Here is a 15043-nt window from a genome sequence, read left to right on the forward strand (position 1 = left end):
ATCCGCCGCTACATCATCTGGCGGAACAAGCACGCCGCCGACGAGCGGCTCCGCGAGGTCATCGACAGGGCGAACGTTGCTTGATGCGGCACTAGTGAGGGCGGCGAAGTTGCACGCCGCCAAGCGGTGGCTCCCGTTCACCCTGCCGAGAACAGCCCGTCAGTGCCAAGCCCGCGGGGTGTGTGGCCCGCGCGCTCGTCAGGTTCTCGACGGCCCCGTCGATCGGTGGGTCGCCGCGATCTGCGAGGGTGGTCTGGTGCTTCTGACTCCTGAGAAAACGCTGTTCGTTCGAGGCTCTACCCCTGTGCTCCTGCTGGCTGACGTGCCCATCCACGACGTCCTGCCGGTTCTGAACGCGCCCGACGGGGCGGTGCCTAGGTGCGAGGGGTGGAGCATCGTCTCCAAGCTCACCCTGTGTGTCGTGGACGGTCCCGGGGAGGCTGGACTCGTCGTCCCCGCCGTCGGCGCGGCGGTGCTCGACGGCGAGGGCGGGATCAGCCGCCCGGGGGATATGGCCGACTGGTGTGCGGACACCGAGCAAGCCGGTGGCGCGGTCGTCTTGTCTCTCGACCAGCTGCCCGAGGTACTTGATTGGGCCCGCTTGCTGGGCTCGGGCTCCGCTCGCGGCGGCTTCGTGCCAAGCCTGGCCTGAGTCGCCCCGGCTGGCTCGGCGGGAGCAGCGGCTGCCTATGCGCGATGCATCCGCCAGCCGTACCTGCCAGGACGCACGTGCCTTGCTACTTGCGCTGTTCAGCCTCGAGCGTCGCCAGCAGCACGGCAAGTGCTGTCTAGCTGTCTGAGGCCTTGCCGTGAGCCACAACCGGGACGTCCGTTGCGCCGCACTCCGTCAGCCCCAGGACGCTGGCGAGTTCATCACGCGCCTGATCGCCTCCGATCCTCCTCGGGTTTGTAGTCAGCTCGTGGATGCGGGCCGTGCGGCCGTCGGCGCGCTCGTCGACGAGGCCACGACCCCGATGTCGCCGAGGCCGCGCTCGTCGCTGGACTGGGTGGCATACGCGACGTGCAGGCAGTCGAGGGGGGAGAGCCCTCTCCCTGGTGCCGAACGCCTGTCGAGTCCCGGGGAGAGGGTCTTGCGGCCCGGCGCTCGGCCCTTCCTGAGGCCGGGCGCGGCGGGGGCCTTTTCGGTGACCGCCCCGTCGGCGTAGGGGTGGCCACCTGCTCAGGGGTCAGCGGCGTTGGCGGCAGCCGTCGCGGTGGCTGTAGTTGATCACCGGAGGGCCGGACGGCCGGTCGTGGACGTGTGTCCGGTACGGCTCGTCGGGCTTGATGCCCTTCTGGCAGCGGCAGCAGATCATGATGGCAGCGCCTCCCGGTTGAGCGCGCACGTAGGGCAGGCGCGGGGGAACCAGAAGATGCGGCCGTCGAGGCGCCTGACGGCTTGGGGGCCGAGGTCGACCGCGGTCCCGTTGTTGAGCGTCACGGCGCACCATACGCACGCGGTGCCGCGTACCTGCTGTTCGCTCAAGCCCTTCACTTCGGGCAATTCCTGGACTGGCATGCTGCCCCCGGCATCTCCGTGTTCGACGGTGTACGCACCGTAGGGCGCGGTACAACAGACAGGGGCACGCAAAGTGCGTGCCTCGTCGTGGGAGTTGCGATGGACACTGGGCGCATCGGCCGCAGGATCGCCTACTGGCGCGAGCGCCGTGGCTTCACTCAGGCGGACTTCGGACGGCTCATGGGCCAGTCGAAGCGCTGGGTGCAGGACTTCGAGGGTGCAAACGCCAGGCAGATCCCAGGCTTTCGGTGCTCGAGAGGGCGGCCGACGTCCTGCGCATCTCTCTGGAGCAACTCTTGATCGATGGCCCGCCCGACCAGCCTCCGGCCACCGGGGCACCTGCCGAAGTCCTCGCCGTGGTGGACGCCATGTACCGCCACGACTCGCTCGCCGGCATCGTCCATCCCGACGAGGAACCGCCGCCCCTCGCGGAGCTGCGGCGCAGACTCACGTACTGCTGCGAAGCGTTCCAGGCCTGCCACTACGCCACGCTGGGCAGGCAGCTGCCCGACCTGATCGTTCACACACAGCAAGCTGCAGCGAGCAGCGCCGTGGATCGAGAGTGCGAGGCTCAAGGGCTGCTCTCGCGCGTGTTCCAGCTGACCGCGTCGTTCCTTCACAAGTACGGGGAGGACGCTGCCGTGCAGGCGGCAGTGGTCGCGGACCGCGCTCTGTCCGCGGCCGAGCGGTCTGCAGACCCTGTGCAGATCGGCGCGGCTTCCCGCAGGGTGGCCAAAAGCCTCGTCTGTCAGAACCGTCCGCAGGCCGCCGTGGACTTCGCCACCGCAGCGGCCCGCCGGTTAAGTGATGACCTGACCACACGCGGCCCGCTGGGTCTATCCACGCTGGGCATGCTGTACCTCAACGCCGCGATCGCCGCCGCCGCGCAGCAGCGCTCTACCGCCGCGGTGAACGCAGCGACCGGATACGTCGACGAGGCCGGTGACGTCGCGGAGCAGCAGGGCCGCGACCTGAACGAGGACTGGACGATGTTCGGGCCGACCAATGTCGACCTGTACCGGGTGGACGTACTGGTGCGGTTCGAGGACGGCTGGTCGGCACTCGACGCTGCCGACGCAGTGGACGACGGGGCCCTCGCGGAAATGACTCGGGAGCGCCGAGCCCAGCACCACATTGCGAAGGCACGCGCCGCGCTCTTGACACGACGCAAGGACGCAGCCATAAGCGAGCTCATCGAGGCGGAGCGGCTCGCCGAGGAAGAGGTCCATGGCAGGCAGAGCGTCGTCCGCCTGATCCAGGACCTGGTAGGGGCAACGCCGGTACCGAGCAGCCAGTTGCGTGGACTTGCCGAGCGGTGTGGACTCCGGGCATGACTCAAGTGCTCTATCTCATCGCATGCGCTGCAGGCCCTACCCAGTACATCGACGACGGCGTCCGCCAGGCGCAGGACGCAGGCTGGGACACCTGCCTCATCCTCACCCCATCCGCCAAGCGCTGGTGGGCCGAACGGATAGGCGAGCTCGAGGAGTTGACGGGACACGCGGTGCGCTCCCAGTACAAGCTGCCGTGGGAGAGCGACGCCCTACCGAAGGCTGACGCCATGCTGGTGGCGCCGCTCTCATGTACGAGCCTCAACAAGTGGGGCGCTGGGATCGCGGACACGCTCGCAATAGGGCTGGTCTCGGAGGGAGTGAACATGGGCGTGCCAGTGGTAGCGATGCCGTACTTCAACCAGGCACAGGGCACACAGCCGGCCGTCCCCCGTAGTGTCGCGGCGCTACGAGAGCAGGGCGTGCGAGTCCTGGACGGTCCAGACGGATACGAGTCACATCCGCCGAAGCAGGGGAACCCTGCTGGCTTCCCATGGCACCGGGCGCTGGCGGCGCTGCCGAAGGAATGAGCTTCCGCCAGGAACGACGAAGGGCCCCCACCCGCCCGACCCGCGCTCAGTGACGGGTGGGCGGAGGGAGCGGGCGCACACGTATCCGCGGCGGCAGACTTCCTCGAGCAGACACGGCAGACGGGAGCGTGAGCGTGGACGGGCGCGACTGGAACGCAGGGACGCGGCGGGACTCTGTGGGCGGCAACCTTTACATCGAGATCGACGATGAGCAGACCGGCTGCCTCTTCTCCGAATGGGATCCCGACGACGTGGCGGTCCTCGATGCGGCCGTCGGACATCACCCCACCTGGCCAGTGCAAATCGATATCTCCGGACGGATCGACGGCACGGCAGAGGTTCACCAACTGGTCGAACTGCTGCTTGAGCATGGAGGCGTGGCGACCGACGACTATTTGGCCCGCCCCTGGACCTTGCAGGAGATCAAGTCTGGAGCAGCGAACGACGGTCTGCGCTTCTTTGACTTTCGTGCCTACCACGAACTCAACCGCGAGCAAGAATTTTCCTGACTCGACCACCGCGTAACGGCAAGTTTAGAGAAGCCTGCGTTCGCTGTTCTCTCCTTCGCCCCGGTCGCGCCCAGCCTGGGCGGCTGGTGGAGATCCGGGTCAATCTCGTTGACCGAATTGCCGAGGCGGAAAGGGAGGGCTGGCTTGGTGAGCTCGAAGGGCTCCGCGTCAGCCTGGCCGGCGCCGAGTCCAAGATCAGCCAGATCGACACCGCGCCCTTCGGCGGACCGGTGAATCTCGGTCTGCCAACTCGGTGGAAGGAACGGTGACGCGTGTCGGCGTGCTTGAGAAAGTGCTCCGAGGCCGAGAGGGCGCTGTTGCACGTCCCCCCGAACAGTAAGGGGCAGCATTGGCCGCCTATCGAGCGTGGGGCTACCGCAAGATCGGCGAGGAGAGGCCATGGGAGGGACCGGACCTCTATGACGCCATGCTGCTCGACCTGCTCGAGTTCGGGTCAGGCGCCGCGTCATCACGGTGATGAGTGCCCAGTTCAGGTGGGCTTCCGAGTACTGAGGAAGGCGTTCGCAGAGGGACGGGCTATGGCTCGATGAGTCCGGAGCGGATGGCGTAACGGGTGAGTTCGAGGCGGTCTTTGAGGCCGAGTTTCTGTAGCAGGTTGGCGCGGTGGCGTTCGACGGTCTTGATGCTGATGAGGAGCATGTCGGCGATCTGCTGTGAGGTGTGGCCTTCGGCGACGAGTTTGAGGACTTCCTCTTCGCGGTCGGTGATGGCCCGCTCGGGCAGGGGCTCGCCGTGCCGGGATCGGTCGAGGTAGTTGCGGATGAGGGCGTTGACGGCGCCGGGGTAGAGGAAGGGCTCGCCGCGCATGGTGGCGCGGCAGGCTTCGACGAGGTCGCGGTCGGCGACGGATTTCAGGACGTAGCCGGAGGCGCCGGCCGCGAGGGCTTCGAAGAAGTACTGCTCGTTGTCGTACATCGTCAGCATCAGGAGGCGGATGTCGGGCTGTGTGCGGGATAGCTCGCGGGCGGCCTGCAGGCCGGTCATGCGGGGCATGGCGATGTCGAGGATCGCCAGGTCCGGGTGGTGGGCCAGGGCGGCTTCGAGGGCTTCGGCGCCGTTGCCCGCTTCGGCGACCACGGTCAGGTCGGGCTCGGCGTCGAGGATGAGGCGCACTCCGCGGCGGACCAGTTGGTGGTCGTCGGCGAGCAGGATGCGGGTTTCGGTCGCCTCGGGCATGGTCAGTGGCTCCCTTGGTGGATGGGGACGACGAGACGTACCTCGGTGCCCCTGTCGGGGCTGGGGCCGAGGATGAGGTCGGCGCCGATGAGCAGGGTGCGTTCGCGCATGCCGCTGATGCCGGCCCCTTCGGGAGCGTCGTGGATGCCGTGGCCGTCGTCGCGGACGCTCAGTTCCACGCCGGCGGCGGTGTGGTTGAGGGTGAGGTCGACGAGGCGGGCGCCTGAGTGGCGGGCGGCGTTGGTCAGGCTTTCCTGAGCGACGCGGTAGAGGACGAGTTCGGTGTCCCGGCTCAGGGGCGGCAGGTCGGCGTCGATGTGGTGGCGTACGGTCAGGGAGGGGCTGGCGAACTCGCCGGTGAGGGCTTTGAGGGCGCTGGTCAGTCCGAGTTCTTCCAGGACGCCGGGGCGCAGGCGGCGGGCGATGCGGCGGATTTCGTCGAGGCTGGCGCGGGTGGTCTCCTGCACCTGGTGGAGTTCGTCGCGTACGGCGGGCGGTGCGTGGTCGGCGACGCGTTTGAGTTCGAGCAGGACGGCGGTAAGGGTCTGGCCGACCTCGTCGTGGAGTTCCTGGGCGATGCGGTGACGTTCGGCTTCCTGCGCGGACAGGGCACGGGCGGCGCTGGTGGCGCGTTCGGCCTCCAGCCGGTCAAGCATGGCGTTGAAGGCCGTGATCAGTTCGGCGACCTCGCCGTGACCGCCGACGGCCGGTCGCGTTCCCGGGCGCAGCAGGTCGGTGGTGGTCATGGCACGGGTGAGGCGTTGCAGCGGGGCAAGGCCGATGCGCAGCAGCACGCCATTGGCGATCAGCATCGCGGCTAGTCCGGCGGTGAGGATGGCGGCCTCGGTGAGCAGGACAGGGGTGGAGACGGTGACCGGTCCCAGCAGCAGGGCGGTCGCTGCGGTCAGTACCACGGCGTTGAGCAGGAAGATCCGCCAGAACAGGGGCATCGACACCGCCTCCATCCCGTTGGTCTGCCAGCGGCTGTGACCGGCCCGGCTCACACACCGGCGTCACGTGTCCTGGCTGCTGGCGAGGGGTCTTCGGTCTTCATGGTCAGCCTGCGGGGTGCGGTGCGCTGGTGTCCATCGGTGTCGGCACCCACGTGCCAGCCGGTTGTGGGGTCGGGCACCTGCGGAAATGGGTGCTGGGCCCGATGGTGATGCCGCAAGGCTGCGTGTGACGGTGTCATTGCCCCGACTTACCGGTTTCCGGAAGGAGGAGTCATGACGCAGCCCGACACCAATCCGCTGCACGCCCTTGAGGCGCAGATACAGCGAAGCGACCCTCATTTCGCCCGCGGTCTGCAAACAGGGCGCCCGCGCCAGCCGCGCGAATACCAGCGACGCCGTGGCCCGGCCTGGGCGCTGCTGGCGCTGTCGTTGGCGATGCTGGTCATGGGCATGGTGCTGCCGCAGGGTCTGCTCCTCGCATCGGGACTGGTCACCGCAGGGGTGGCGTTGTATCTGCTCGCGCCGCCGTACGACCTGGACCGCCCCGATCTTCCCTTACGCGCGCCGACGCATCCCCACCCCGGCAGCGATCATCAGTGCCTGCCAGGCTCGGGAACAAAGGAGGACTATCGGCTCCCGTCGGTTGCGACACGCTACGCCCACCCACGCTGCGGAAGGTGGTGACTCGTGGGACATGCTGACACTCTGCTCGCCATGGGCGGCGCCTTCCTGGCCGCCGCCGTCTTCGCCCGTCTCGGCAGGCGGATCGGCCTGCCGACCATCCCACTGTTCATGCTCGCCGGCATCCTGCTCGGCCCTCACACCCCGGGCCTGGTCCTGGTCGAGGACGCGCACGACTTCGAGATGCTCTCCGCGCTCGGGCTGGTGCTCCTGCTGTTCTACTTGGGCCTGGAGTTCCACCTCGACGACCTCAAAAGGGGCGGCCGGCGCCTGCTGGCCGCCGGCGGGATCTACCTCCTGCTGAACGTCGGTGCGGGCCTGGGATTCGGGTTCGCCCTGGGCTGGGGCGCGCGGGAGGCCCTGGTTCTTGCCGGTGTCCTGGGCATCTCCTCCTCGGCGATCGTCACCAAGGTCCTCGTCGACCTCGGCCGCATCGCCCGCCCCGAGACCCGCCTGATCCTGGGCGTCACCGTCGTCGAAGACATCTTCCTCGCGCTGTACCTCGCCGCGCTTCAGCCCGTCATCAGCGGCGCCCAGGGCATCGTGGAAACGATCCTCCAGGCGGCCAAAGCGTTCGGATTCCTGATGGTGCTGGCCATCGCAGCCCGCTACGGCACTCGCCTGATCGGGCGCCTGATCGCGGTCCGCGACAACGAACTGCTGGTCATCAGCTTCCTCGGCGCCGCGATCCTCATCGCCGGCGTCTCCGAGGTCCTCGGTGTAGTCGACGCGATCGGCGCCTTCATGGTCGGCCTCATCCTCGCCGGAACCCCCTCCGGGCCGCGGATCCGCGAACTGGTCCATCCGCTGCGCGACGCCTTCGCCGCGATCTTCTTCTTCGCCTTCGGCCTGGCCATCAACCCGGCAGACATCGCCTCCGTCGTCGTGCCCGTCGCCGCCGCAGCAGCACTGACCATCGCCATGAACGTGGCCGCGGGACTGTTCGCAGCACGCCTGTATCACTACGGCCCTCAACCCACCGCGAACATCGCCACCACGCTCCTGGGACGCGGCGAGTTCGCGCTGATCCTGGCCGCCATGGCCGCCAGCGCCGGACTCGACGGCCGCCTCGCCCCGTTCATCGCCAGCTACGTCCTCGTCCTCGCCGTCCTCAGCCCCATCGTCGCCGCGCGCGCGCACCTGCTCGCCCGCGCCCTGAAGGCCGCACACTCCCTCCTGCCCGGAGGCCGAGCCCGCCACCCCACGGCCGCCATCCCGCACGCCGACCCGGCACCGGACGCGCCCGAGGCCACCACCTCTCGTCCCGCCGGCGACATCACCCCGTCGGAGTCGTCCGCCCTCTCTGCGGAAGCGAAGCGATAGCCCCGGCCCAGAAACGGGCCATGCCGCCCGCCGGCTGGCCACACGCAGGCGCCTGGACCGAACGGGTGACGGGCTTGGCGCTCAGGCTTTCAACATTGACGCGTATCCGGGTCACACCCCGGGTTGTTTCGTCCGCGCCCACGCCTGGCGGCTGCGGTGCCCTGGGGTGCTGACCTGCCCGGAGCGCCGCTGGTGCTTATCGTGAAAGAGCACATGTGATCGGCATGGCGTCGCGGGCAGGTGGATCGTGAACGCATCCGAGATCGACTACGAGGCGGTGTTCCAGGCGCTGCCGAGCGCGGTGGCCCTGTTCACCACCGACCTGGTGTACGCCGACGTCAACGAGGCGTTCTTGAGCAGCATGGGGCGTACCCGTGACCAGGTGGTAGGCCGCTACCTGTTTGATGCCTTCCCCGACGACCCCAAGGACCCCGCCGTGACCGGCATGCGCACGCTGCAGGCGTCGCTGCGGTGGGTGGCTGCCACCGGGGAGCGTGACGCCATGACGCTGCACCGCTACGACGTGGAGTACCCGGACCGGCCCGGGGTGTGGGAGGAGCGGTACTGGAGTCCGGTCAACGTCCCCGTCTTCGGCCCGGACGGGCGGGTGGCGCTGCTGCTGCACCGGGAGGAGGACATCACCGAGCTGATCCGCACCCGCAGTGGCCGAGGCAGCGGCGACCGGGCGACGATACTGGAAGCCGAGCTGTACACCCGGGCCCGGGAAATGCAGGAGGTCAACGAAAGGCTGCGCGAGGCCCATGCCCGCGAACGCGAAGTCGCCCTGAGCCTGCAAGAGGCGATGCTGCCCGCCCCCGGTCCGCTGAGTCACCACCGCGCGGCAGTACGCTACCGCCCGGCGGTCGGGGCCCTGAACGTGTGTGGGGACTGGTACGACCTCGTCGACCTGCCTGGCGACCGCATCGCGGTGGCCGTCGGCGACGTCGTCGGCCACGGTCTGGCCGCCGCCGGCGTCATGGGTCAGCTGCGCAGCGCCCTCAGCGCCGCTTCCCGCGTCGCCCACGGCCCCGCCCAGGCCCTGGACGTCCTCGGCCTGTACGCCCGCTCGGTCGACGGCGCGGAGTCGACCACGGCGGTCCTGTCCGTCATCGACGCCACCAACCGCACCATCGCCTACAGCAGCGCCGGCCACCCTCCACCAGCCCTGCTGCACGCCGACGGCACCGTGGACTTCCTCGACCAGGCCACCGACCCCCCGCTCGGCGCCCGACCCGACCACATCCCCCGCCCCCAGGCCGAGACCACGTTCACCGAGGGGGCCACCCTTGTGCTGTACACCGACGGGCTGATCGAACGACGCCGCGAGGACATCGATGCCGGCCTGACCAGGCTTGCCGACTCCCTCACCCGCCACCAGAGCGCCGACCCCGAAACGCTCGCCGACGCCCTCCTGGCCGACCTGACCCCACCTGCCGGTGCCACCGACGACACCGCCCTGGTCGTCCTCCGCCCGTGACAGAAGCCGCCACCACAGGCCCTCACTTCACGACGGCTGGTCCGGCCGCTCGGCCGGTACGACGACGACCGGGAGATGGGCGTGATGCACGACCTCGGTGCTGGTGGAGCCCAGGGTGAGGCGCCCCCATACGCCTGAGCCGCGGCTGCCGACCACCAGGAGGCAGGCGTCATTGCTGGCGTCCAGCAGGACCTGCGACGGGCGGCCCCGTTCGACTCTGATCTCTACGTCCACCGGTGCGCCGCCGACCTGCTCCCGCGCCTCCTGAAGCGTCTTGGTAACCGCCTCCAACGTGGCGTCGCGCAGCTGCGTGTCCAGATCGTAGAAACCCGAAGCGGCAGGCCACTCGAAACCGCTGTACCGGGCGGCGAAGTCGTACGCGCATACGGCGCGGAGCCCGGTACCGCGTAGTTGTGACTCCTGAAGGGCGAAGCATACGGCCCGCCCGGAGCCGGGGGAGCCGTCGGTGCCGACCACGATCGGTGCGGGAGGGGCGGCGTTCGTCATTGAGGATGCCTCCAAACCGTGTCGTGTTGTGTGCTCCCTATGCGGGAGGCACCTGCTCAGGCTGCCCTGCGGACCACGAGCGCGGTGATGTCGTCCCGAAGCTGCCCTGCGGTGTGGGAGCTGAGGTCGTCGACCAGGTTGCTGGCGAGCTCCCATGGGGAGCCATCCGCCCAGGCCCGCAGGCGCTCTTCGAGGGGATAGAAATCACCGGTGATGCTGCGGGCCCCGGTGACGCCGTCACTGCAGGCAACAAGGGTCGCGCCGGATGGGAATGGGAACCAGGCGACGATCCTGGGTAGCGCAGCGAGGTCCGCAAGACCAAGTGGCACGCCCGGGTCGCCGAGCGGCACGGGGCTCACCGGTCCGGCATTCAACAGGTAGGGCGGAGGATGCCCGCAGTTGACGGCCTGCGTCTCGGTCGAATCGTCGATCCCCAGGATCAGAGCGGTGACGAACCGCTCAGGTTCGCCGATCTGTTCCGCGAAGGTGTTGTGCCGGACGACTGCTCTCTCCAGGTCATCCACGAGTGCCGTGAGCGTCGGCTCACGCAGGGCAGCCTCTCGGAACGCTCCGAGCGCGGCGAAGGCGGCTCCGATCGCCGGCAGCCCCCTGCCCTGGACATCGCCGAAAAGCAGCCGCGTACCGTACGGCGAAGCCACCGCTTCGTAAATGTCTCCGCCTACCAGCCGGTCCTCCTCCACCGGCAGGTACACGCCGTCGACGATCACCCGGTCGGTGAGAATCGGCAGGGGCCGCAGCACCTGTCGCTGGAGGGCGACAGCCGTGGACCGCACTCGGCTCAGTTCCCGCTCACGGCGGATCCGCCAGTGGCAGGTCAGGACGCACAACACGCCAAGCACTGCGGCCAGCACCATGATGATCACGTAGTTGTACCAGGAGGGGAGCGGCCGGTAGATCAGTACTCCCGTGATGACGATCAACACCCAGCCCACTGCGTAGACGGTCTGGCGCACGGTGCCGACCGCCGCAGGGAAGGCGGGCAGCAGGATCAGCAGGGGGACGAGCCGCACCGTGCGGTCGTCGATCACCATCTCCAGTGCCACGATCGGCACTGTCAACGCGGCGATATACGCCATCGGGGCCTTGACCGTGCTTGTGGGCGATGGCTCGGCCTTGCTCTCGGTACGCGACCTCTGCGGCGCGTCGGGCGCCCGGAACGACACACGCCGACGAATCACATATCCAGGCTCCCGCAGGCCACCCGCCCGGGCAAACTCCGGGCATGCGCGGCTTGCGAGCACCATCTCCTGCCGTTCGTCTCGTCGGCACGGCCCACATCGGCTACCTCGCCTGCCAGTGCATTCCGGGCCTGTCGAAACTCGCCCGCGTCCCCCACGCCGGGGCCCAACCGCCGCTTCTTCTCTGGCGCCTACATCTTCGGGCCTGCCGTAAATGGGTGCTGCCGCCGATGGCCCCCCGTGACCGGGCCGAGCAGGGTGGGAGCCATGAACCACACAGCTCATCCAACGCCCCGGTCGCAGGCAGCCGTGGCCCGCAGCCCACCACCACTACAGACATCCCGCGGCCGCTCCCGGACACCGACCTCCTGGAAAGGACTGCATCCCCATGTCGCTCGATACCGCCCGACCCGAATCCCGCCCCAAACGTCTTATGGGGCATGAGGCCCGCCAGCGTCGTGCGCATGACTCGCGACTTCTCCAGCTCGCTCGCGCAAAGCATGAAGAAGTGAACAGTCAGGTCATCGGCGTCGACAACGCGGGCCTGAGCCCCGAGAACCTTGCCGCGTTGCGCGAGAGCCTGCACGAGCAGCGCCTCTTCCGTCAGGAGCAGCTGCAGCAGATCGGAGGGACCTCGCAGGCACGGGCAGACCAGGTGCGCGGGCAGCAGTCCGCTTCGCAGATCGAGGTCCACATCAAGCTCGCCGCCGCCGCGCGCATGGTCCTCGCCGAGGTGGAAGCGGCATTGCAGCGCATCGATCAGGGCCGGTACGGCAGGTGCCAGCTGTGTACACGGCCCATCGCTCTGGACCGGCTGCGCATCGTGCCGCAAGCCAGCTACTGCACCCGCTGTCAGCAGGTCAGAGAGGCAGGACGGTGACCAACATGGATACGAAAGCCGCCTCCGTGCGCCGCTCCAAGGTATGGCCGGCGTGCTGGCTGCGCCCGGGAAGCGCACTCGAATTGGGCAGCCACCGTAGCCGGGCCTGGACCGGGCCGCGAATCATCCTCGACGTTCCCACCGTGACCTTTCCGGGTACCGGAGCCGCCTACCCCATTCAGCGGACAGGGTTTGAAGTTGTCCGTTGTCCGCAGAGAATCGCCCTTCAAGTCTGGTACCGGATGCCACTGCGAGCGACATCATGAAGCAGCCGCTCCACGGACTGTGGCCAGGAGGAACGTATGGACAGAGAGCTCGTCCACGCAGAACTGCGGCAGGCCAGTGCTGCGTTCCACCAGTTTTTGGAGTCGGCCACTGCCGCGGACTTGCGTCGCCGGAGCGAGGGACCCGTTGGACCAACGAGCAGCTGCTCTACCACATGCTGTTCGGCTACATCGTCGTGCTGGCCTTGCTTCCGTTGGTGCGCCTGTTCGGTCGCCTTCCGGCGGGAGCAAGCCGTGCGTGGGCGCGTTTGCTGAACGCTGCCACCCGCCCCTTCGATGTGATCAACTACCTTGGAGCCGTGGGTGGCGCCCGGTTCTGCAACCATCGGCGCATGGGGGCGAAGCTCGATCGGACGCTTGCGGCCCTTCATCGCCATGTGGATGCCGAGCCGGACGCGAAGTTGGCACGGACGATGGCGTTTCCGACGGGGTGGGATCCGTTCTTCAAGGACGTGATGACCCTCGAAGAGGTGTATCGCTACCCGACCCAGCACTTTGACTTCCACCGCGCCCAGCTCACTCTGGGGGCTCAGCCCTGACGTGCACGCCCTGTCCCCGGCAGACACGGCAGTGTCCGACGACTCCGCGCAGGCGATGGCCGTGCGACCCGCGGGGCGGCCCAGCGTTGGCCGTCCGGGTTGATCGGGGTTCTAGTCGCCGATTGCGGCGGTCCAGGTGATGGCCGGGGGCACGACCCGTGCGCACAGGGGGTTGCCGCATGCGTCGGTGAGGCCGAGGCGCCCTACGAGCAGTCCGGATTGCGTGGCTGCGGTGAGGGTTTCGGCGGGGATGACGTCGAGCATGAGCTTGGCACGGCGGAACATCGTGAAGGTGCCCGGCTCGTCGGCGGTGCCCCACGACAGGTAGATGAACCGGTTGCCCGGGCGGCCTTGCACGTGGGGGCCTTTCACGTCGGTGCCGGCCGGCGACGCGGTCGTTGTGCACTCCAGCGTCCAGCTTGCCAAGGGGGCGTTACCGGGTTGGGGGTCGAGGAGTTCGCTTGGGCGGTCGCGGCGTTGCACGGCGACGTGGATGTTGCGGTACGCCTGGTCGCTGCCCTCGGCCGGTGCGCAGGTGAGGCCGGGCAGGTTGTCGGCGTCGATGCGGATGCGCATGCCGGTCATCATCCTCGCCCTTCGGCGGGCTCCGCCGCGGGAAACAGGGATCCGAAGATGGACCGCCCGAGGGCTTCGGCGCGAGCCTGGTCGACGGTCCTTCCGGTGTTGTCGGGGTGCTGTCGTGCCCAGGTTCGGGCGGTGCGGCGGCTGGTGAAGAAGTTCAGGGCGCCGCAGGCGACGTCGGCGGCGGGTCCGGTGCAGGAGCGTTGGCCGACGTAGACCACGGCCGTGGGCGGCTGCCAGGTCATGTGCCCGTCGGCGGAGGTGACGATGATGGTGTCGGCGGTGACCGGGTCGGCGGAGGTGATCACGGCGTCGGTGGAGAGCATGTCCGGGATGCCCAGCGCGTCGATCGCGCACATCGCCCAGACTTCGACGCCGTCGGCGAGGCAGACGCGATGGGTGGTGGATACGGCGGAGAACGGGTACGCGGCCCGGATGCGGCCGTGGTCATCGAGGACGAGGAAGTCGTCGGCCGCCAGGTCGGCGACGACCTTGGCGGCGGTACGGCCATCAGCGGCGGCCGCGGCGTCCAGATCCTCCATCGCGGGGCTGTGTCCGGTGGCCGCGAAGTGGCGGAGCAGGGCTTGCTGAATGGCACGCAGTCCGCCGGCCACCGGGGCGAGTCGTCCCCGGCCGCCGCGGCCGGCAGCATCCATCGGCGGGCAGTCGCAGTCCACGGCGGCGTCCGCATCGGCCAGTACACGCCGCAGGTCGGCGACGCTCGGTGCTCCCTCGACGCGGCCGTCCGGCCCCCGGTACAGGTGGCACGACAGGGACACGGGCGCACCCGGCGATGCGAAGGGATCCACGTTGTCGATCAACACCGTGGGGGACCCGGTCATCCCGAGGCGTTCGGCCTGCCCGGTATCACGGACCTCGACCAGTTCCACCTCCGCGCGGCGGCCCTCAAGTGCGCGGGCGAGCCGTTCCTCGACCACGGGGGCGTTGGGGCAGTCGGGCACGGTCAGCACGGTGATCCGCATGGCGTCGTCCTCCCAGCTCACATCTCTGCACCCGACCGTAGACCTTCCAGTGCGCTGGAAGGTCAAGGCGTAGCCTCGGCGGTATGCGCACAGGAGAACTGGCCAACGTCTGCGGACTGACGGCCAAGACGATCCGCTTCTACGAACAGGCCGGGCTGATGCCCGAGCCACCGCGCACTGCAGGCGGCTACCGCGACTATCCGCCGCAGACCGCGCACCGGCTGGCCTTCATCCGCCAAGCGCAGGCGGCCGGGCTCACCCTCGCCGAGATCCGCTCCGTCCTGGCTCTGCGTGATTCCGGCGAAGCGCCCTGCACGCATGTCGCGGGTCTGATCGAGAAGCATCTCGCGGACATCGAGCGCCGCATGGCCGAACTGCGCAAGACCCGCACCGCCCTGCGGGCGCTGTCCGAACGGGCCGTCGCCACGGACCCGAGCACCTGCACCGAGGCGGACATCTGCCGGATCATCGACACCCCGGCCATCAAGTGACAACAAACGATTGTCACCAGGCGGCCCACGCCCGTGCCACCAGTGACGACCCGCTCGA

The 15043-nt window shown here is 68.8% G+C and carries 20 protein-coding genes and 1 pseudogene; 13 read left to right on the forward strand and 8 right to left on the reverse strand.

What is annotated here, in order from left to right; genetic code table 11:
• Both ABT009_RS40290 and ABT009_RS40295 read left to right on the forward strand, forming a co-directional pair.
• Positions 1-84, forward strand: a pseudogene (locus ABT009_RS40290) (transposase); the annotation flags it as partial.
• 172 nt (positions 85-256) lie between these two features.
• Positions 257-652: a hypothetical protein gene (locus tag ABT009_RS40295; protein ID WP_351306460.1), complete on the forward strand. Its 396-nt coding sequence runs from the start codon at positions 257-259 to the stop codon at positions 650-652.
• 535 nt (positions 653-1187) lie between these two features.
• On the opposite strand, the gene ABT009_RS40300 is transcribed toward ABT009_RS40295, so the two are convergent.
• Together ABT009_RS40300 and ABT009_RS40305 are read right to left on the reverse strand one after the other, a co-directional pair.
• A complete protein-coding gene (locus ABT009_RS40300; RefSeq protein ID WP_351306462.1) occupies positions 1188-1316 on the reverse strand; it encodes a hypothetical protein in 129 nt (42 codons plus the stop codon).
• Positions 1313-1486 carry a hypothetical protein gene (locus tag ABT009_RS40305; protein ID WP_502990055.1) on the reverse strand — a complete coding sequence of 58 codons (174 nt, stop codon included), beginning with the start codon at positions 1484-1486 and terminating at the stop codon, positions 1313-1315. Before ABT009_RS40305 ends, ABT009_RS40300 begins: the two co-directional genes overlap by 4 nt.
• A gap of 329 nt (positions 1487-1815) precedes the next feature.
• Between ABT009_RS40305 and ABT009_RS40310 the strand changes: the two genes are divergently transcribed.
• The 5 genes from ABT009_RS40310 to ABT009_RS40330 all read left to right on the forward strand — a co-directional run bounded on the left by ABT009_RS40310 (position 1816) and on the right by ABT009_RS40330 (position 4367).
• Positions 1816-2853, forward strand: coding sequence for a DNA-binding protein (locus ABT009_RS40310; RefSeq protein ID WP_351306466.1), 1038 nt, complete (start codon positions 1816-1818; stop codon positions 2851-2853).
• Entirely contained in the window at positions 2850-3380 is a 531-nt protein-coding gene (locus ABT009_RS40315; RefSeq protein ID WP_351306468.1) for a flavoprotein, read from the forward strand. Before ABT009_RS40310 ends, ABT009_RS40315 begins: the two co-directional genes overlap by 4 nt.
• 134 nt (positions 3381-3514) lie before the next feature.
• On the forward strand, positions 3515-3889 hold the full coding sequence (locus tag ABT009_RS40320) for a hypothetical protein (RefSeq protein ID WP_351306469.1): 375 nt from the start codon (positions 3515-3517) through the stop codon (positions 3887-3889).
• An 86-nt stretch (positions 3890-3975) separates the two neighbouring features.
• Positions 3976-4158, forward strand: a complete 183-nt coding sequence (locus ABT009_RS40325) for a hypothetical protein (protein WP_351306471.1) — start codon at positions 3976-3978, stop codon at positions 4156-4158.
• A gap of 80 nt (positions 4159-4238) precedes the next feature.
• Positions 4239-4367, forward strand: coding sequence for a hypothetical protein (locus ABT009_RS40330; protein ID WP_502990056.1), 129 nt, complete (start codon positions 4239-4241; stop codon positions 4365-4367).
• A gap of 59 nt (positions 4368-4426) precedes the next feature.
• On the opposite strand, the gene ABT009_RS40335 is transcribed toward ABT009_RS40330, so the two are convergent.
• Both ABT009_RS40335 and ABT009_RS40340 read right to left on the reverse strand, forming a co-directional pair.
• Positions 4427-5086, reverse strand: a complete 660-nt coding sequence (locus ABT009_RS40335) for a response regulator (protein WP_351306473.1) — start codon at positions 5084-5086, stop codon at positions 4427-4429.
• A gap of 2 nt (positions 5087-5088) precedes the next feature.
• The gene (locus tag ABT009_RS40340; RefSeq protein ID WP_351306475.1) at positions 5089-6036 is read right to left on the reverse strand and encodes a HAMP domain-containing sensor histidine kinase; all 948 of its coding nucleotides are present in this window, start codon (positions 6034-6036) and stop codon (positions 5089-5091) included.
• 276 nt (positions 6037-6312) lie between these two features.
• On the opposite strand from ABT009_RS40340, the gene ABT009_RS40345 reads away from it, so the two are divergent.
• From ABT009_RS40345 to ABT009_RS40355, 3 genes are all read left to right on the forward strand, one after another.
• Positions 6313-6723 carry a DUF3040 domain-containing protein gene (locus tag ABT009_RS40345; protein ID WP_351306477.1) on the forward strand — a complete coding sequence of 137 codons (411 nt, stop codon included), beginning with the start codon at positions 6313-6315 and terminating at the stop codon, positions 6721-6723.
• 3 nt (positions 6724-6726) lie between these two features.
• Complete coding sequence (locus ABT009_RS40350; RefSeq protein WP_351306479.1) at positions 6727-8043, forward strand: cation:proton antiporter; 1317 nt, start codon at positions 6727-6729, stop codon at positions 8041-8043.
• Positions 8044-8287: 244 nt separating this feature from the next.
• Positions 8288-9520, forward strand: a complete 1233-nt coding sequence (locus ABT009_RS40355) for a PP2C family protein-serine/threonine phosphatase (protein WP_351306558.1) — start codon at positions 8288-8290, stop codon at positions 9518-9520.
• A 27-nt stretch (positions 9521-9547) separates the two neighbouring features.
• Here ABT009_RS40355 and ABT009_RS40360 read toward each other — a convergent pair whose 3' ends face one another.
• Positions 9548-10027, reverse strand: coding sequence for a universal stress protein (locus ABT009_RS40360; protein WP_351306480.1), 480 nt, complete (start codon positions 10025-10027; stop codon positions 9548-9550).
• A 56-nt stretch (positions 10028-10083) separates the two neighbouring features.
• On the reverse strand, positions 10084-11091 hold the full coding sequence (locus tag ABT009_RS40365) for a PP2C family protein-serine/threonine phosphatase (protein ID WP_351306482.1): 1008 nt from the start codon (positions 11089-11091) through the stop codon (positions 10084-10086).
• Positions 11092-11614: 523 nt separating this feature from the next.
• Here ABT009_RS40365 and ABT009_RS40370 point away from each other — a divergent pair.
• Positions 11615-12106 carry a TraR/DksA family transcriptional regulator gene (locus ABT009_RS40370; RefSeq protein ID WP_502990057.1) on the forward strand — a complete coding sequence of 164 codons (492 nt, stop codon included), beginning with the start codon at positions 11615-11617 and terminating at the stop codon, positions 12104-12106.
• 439 nt (positions 12107-12545) lie between these two features.
• Positions 12546-12929, forward strand: a complete 384-nt coding sequence (locus ABT009_RS40375) for a DinB family protein (RefSeq protein WP_351306484.1) — start codon at positions 12546-12548, stop codon at positions 12927-12929.
• A 111-nt stretch (positions 12930-13040) separates the two neighbouring features.
• Here ABT009_RS40375 and ABT009_RS40380 read toward each other — a convergent pair whose 3' ends face one another.
• Both ABT009_RS40380 and merB read right to left on the reverse strand, forming a co-directional pair.
• Positions 13041-13505, reverse strand: a complete 465-nt coding sequence (locus ABT009_RS40380; protein WP_351306485.1) for a DUF5990 family protein — start codon at positions 13503-13505, stop codon at positions 13041-13043.
• An 8-nt stretch (positions 13506-13513) separates the two neighbouring features.
• Positions 13514-14515, reverse strand: coding sequence for an organomercurial lyase (merB, locus tag ABT009_RS40385; RefSeq protein ID WP_351306487.1), 1002 nt, complete (start codon positions 14513-14515; stop codon positions 13514-13516).
• A gap of 62 nt (positions 14516-14577) precedes the next feature.
• Between merB and ABT009_RS40390 the strand changes: the two genes are divergently transcribed.
• Positions 14578-14985: a heavy metal-responsive transcriptional regulator gene (locus tag ABT009_RS40390; protein ID WP_351306489.1), complete on the forward strand. Its 408-nt coding sequence runs from the start codon at positions 14578-14580 to the stop codon at positions 14983-14985.
• Positions 14986-15043: the final 58 nt, after the last annotated feature.

It is taken from the genome of Streptomyces sp. NPDC002896 (genome assembly GCF_040295225.1).
Classification (GTDB): Bacteria; Actinomycetota; Actinomycetes; order Streptomycetales; family Streptomycetaceae; genus Streptomyces.

Bases quoted from the DNA above. Each gene is read 5' to 3' on its own strand.
- ABT009_RS40300 (WP_351306462.1), bottom strand. From the start codon at position 1,316: ATGATCTGCTGCCGCTGCCAGAAGGGCATCAAGCCCGACGAGCCGTAC.
- ABT009_RS40315 (WP_351306468.1), top strand. From the start codon at position 2,850: ATGACTCAAGTGCTCTATCTCATCGCATGCGCTGCAGGCCCTACCCAG.
- ABT009_RS40335 (WP_351306473.1), bottom strand. From the start codon at position 5,086: ATGCCCGAGGCGACCGAAACCCGCATCCTGCTCGCCGACGACCACCAA.
- ABT009_RS40340 (WP_351306475.1), bottom strand. From the start codon at position 6,036: ATGCCCCTGTTCTGGCGGATCTTCCTGCTCAACGCCGTGGTACTGACC.
- ABT009_RS40345 (WP_351306477.1), top strand. From the start codon at position 6,313: ATGACGCAGCCCGACACCAATCCGCTGCACGCCCTTGAGGCGCAGATA.
- ABT009_RS40360 (WP_351306480.1), bottom strand. From the start codon at position 10,027: ATGACGAACGCCGCCCCTCCCGCACCGATCGTGGTCGGCACCGACGGC.
- ABT009_RS40370 (WP_502990057.1), top strand. From the start codon at position 11,615: ATGTCGCTCGATACCGCCCGACCCGAATCCCGCCCCAAACGTCTTATG.
- ABT009_RS40375 (WP_351306484.1), top strand. From the start codon at position 12,546: ATGCTGTTCGGCTACATCGTCGTGCTGGCCTTGCTTCCGTTGGTGCGC.
- ABT009_RS40380 (WP_351306485.1), bottom strand. From the start codon at position 13,505: ATGCGCATCCGCATCGACGCCGACAACCTGCCCGGCCTCACCTGCGCA.
- ABT009_RS40390 (WP_351306489.1), top strand. From the start codon at position 14,578: ATGCGCACAGGAGAACTGGCCAACGTCTGCGGACTGACGGCCAAGACG.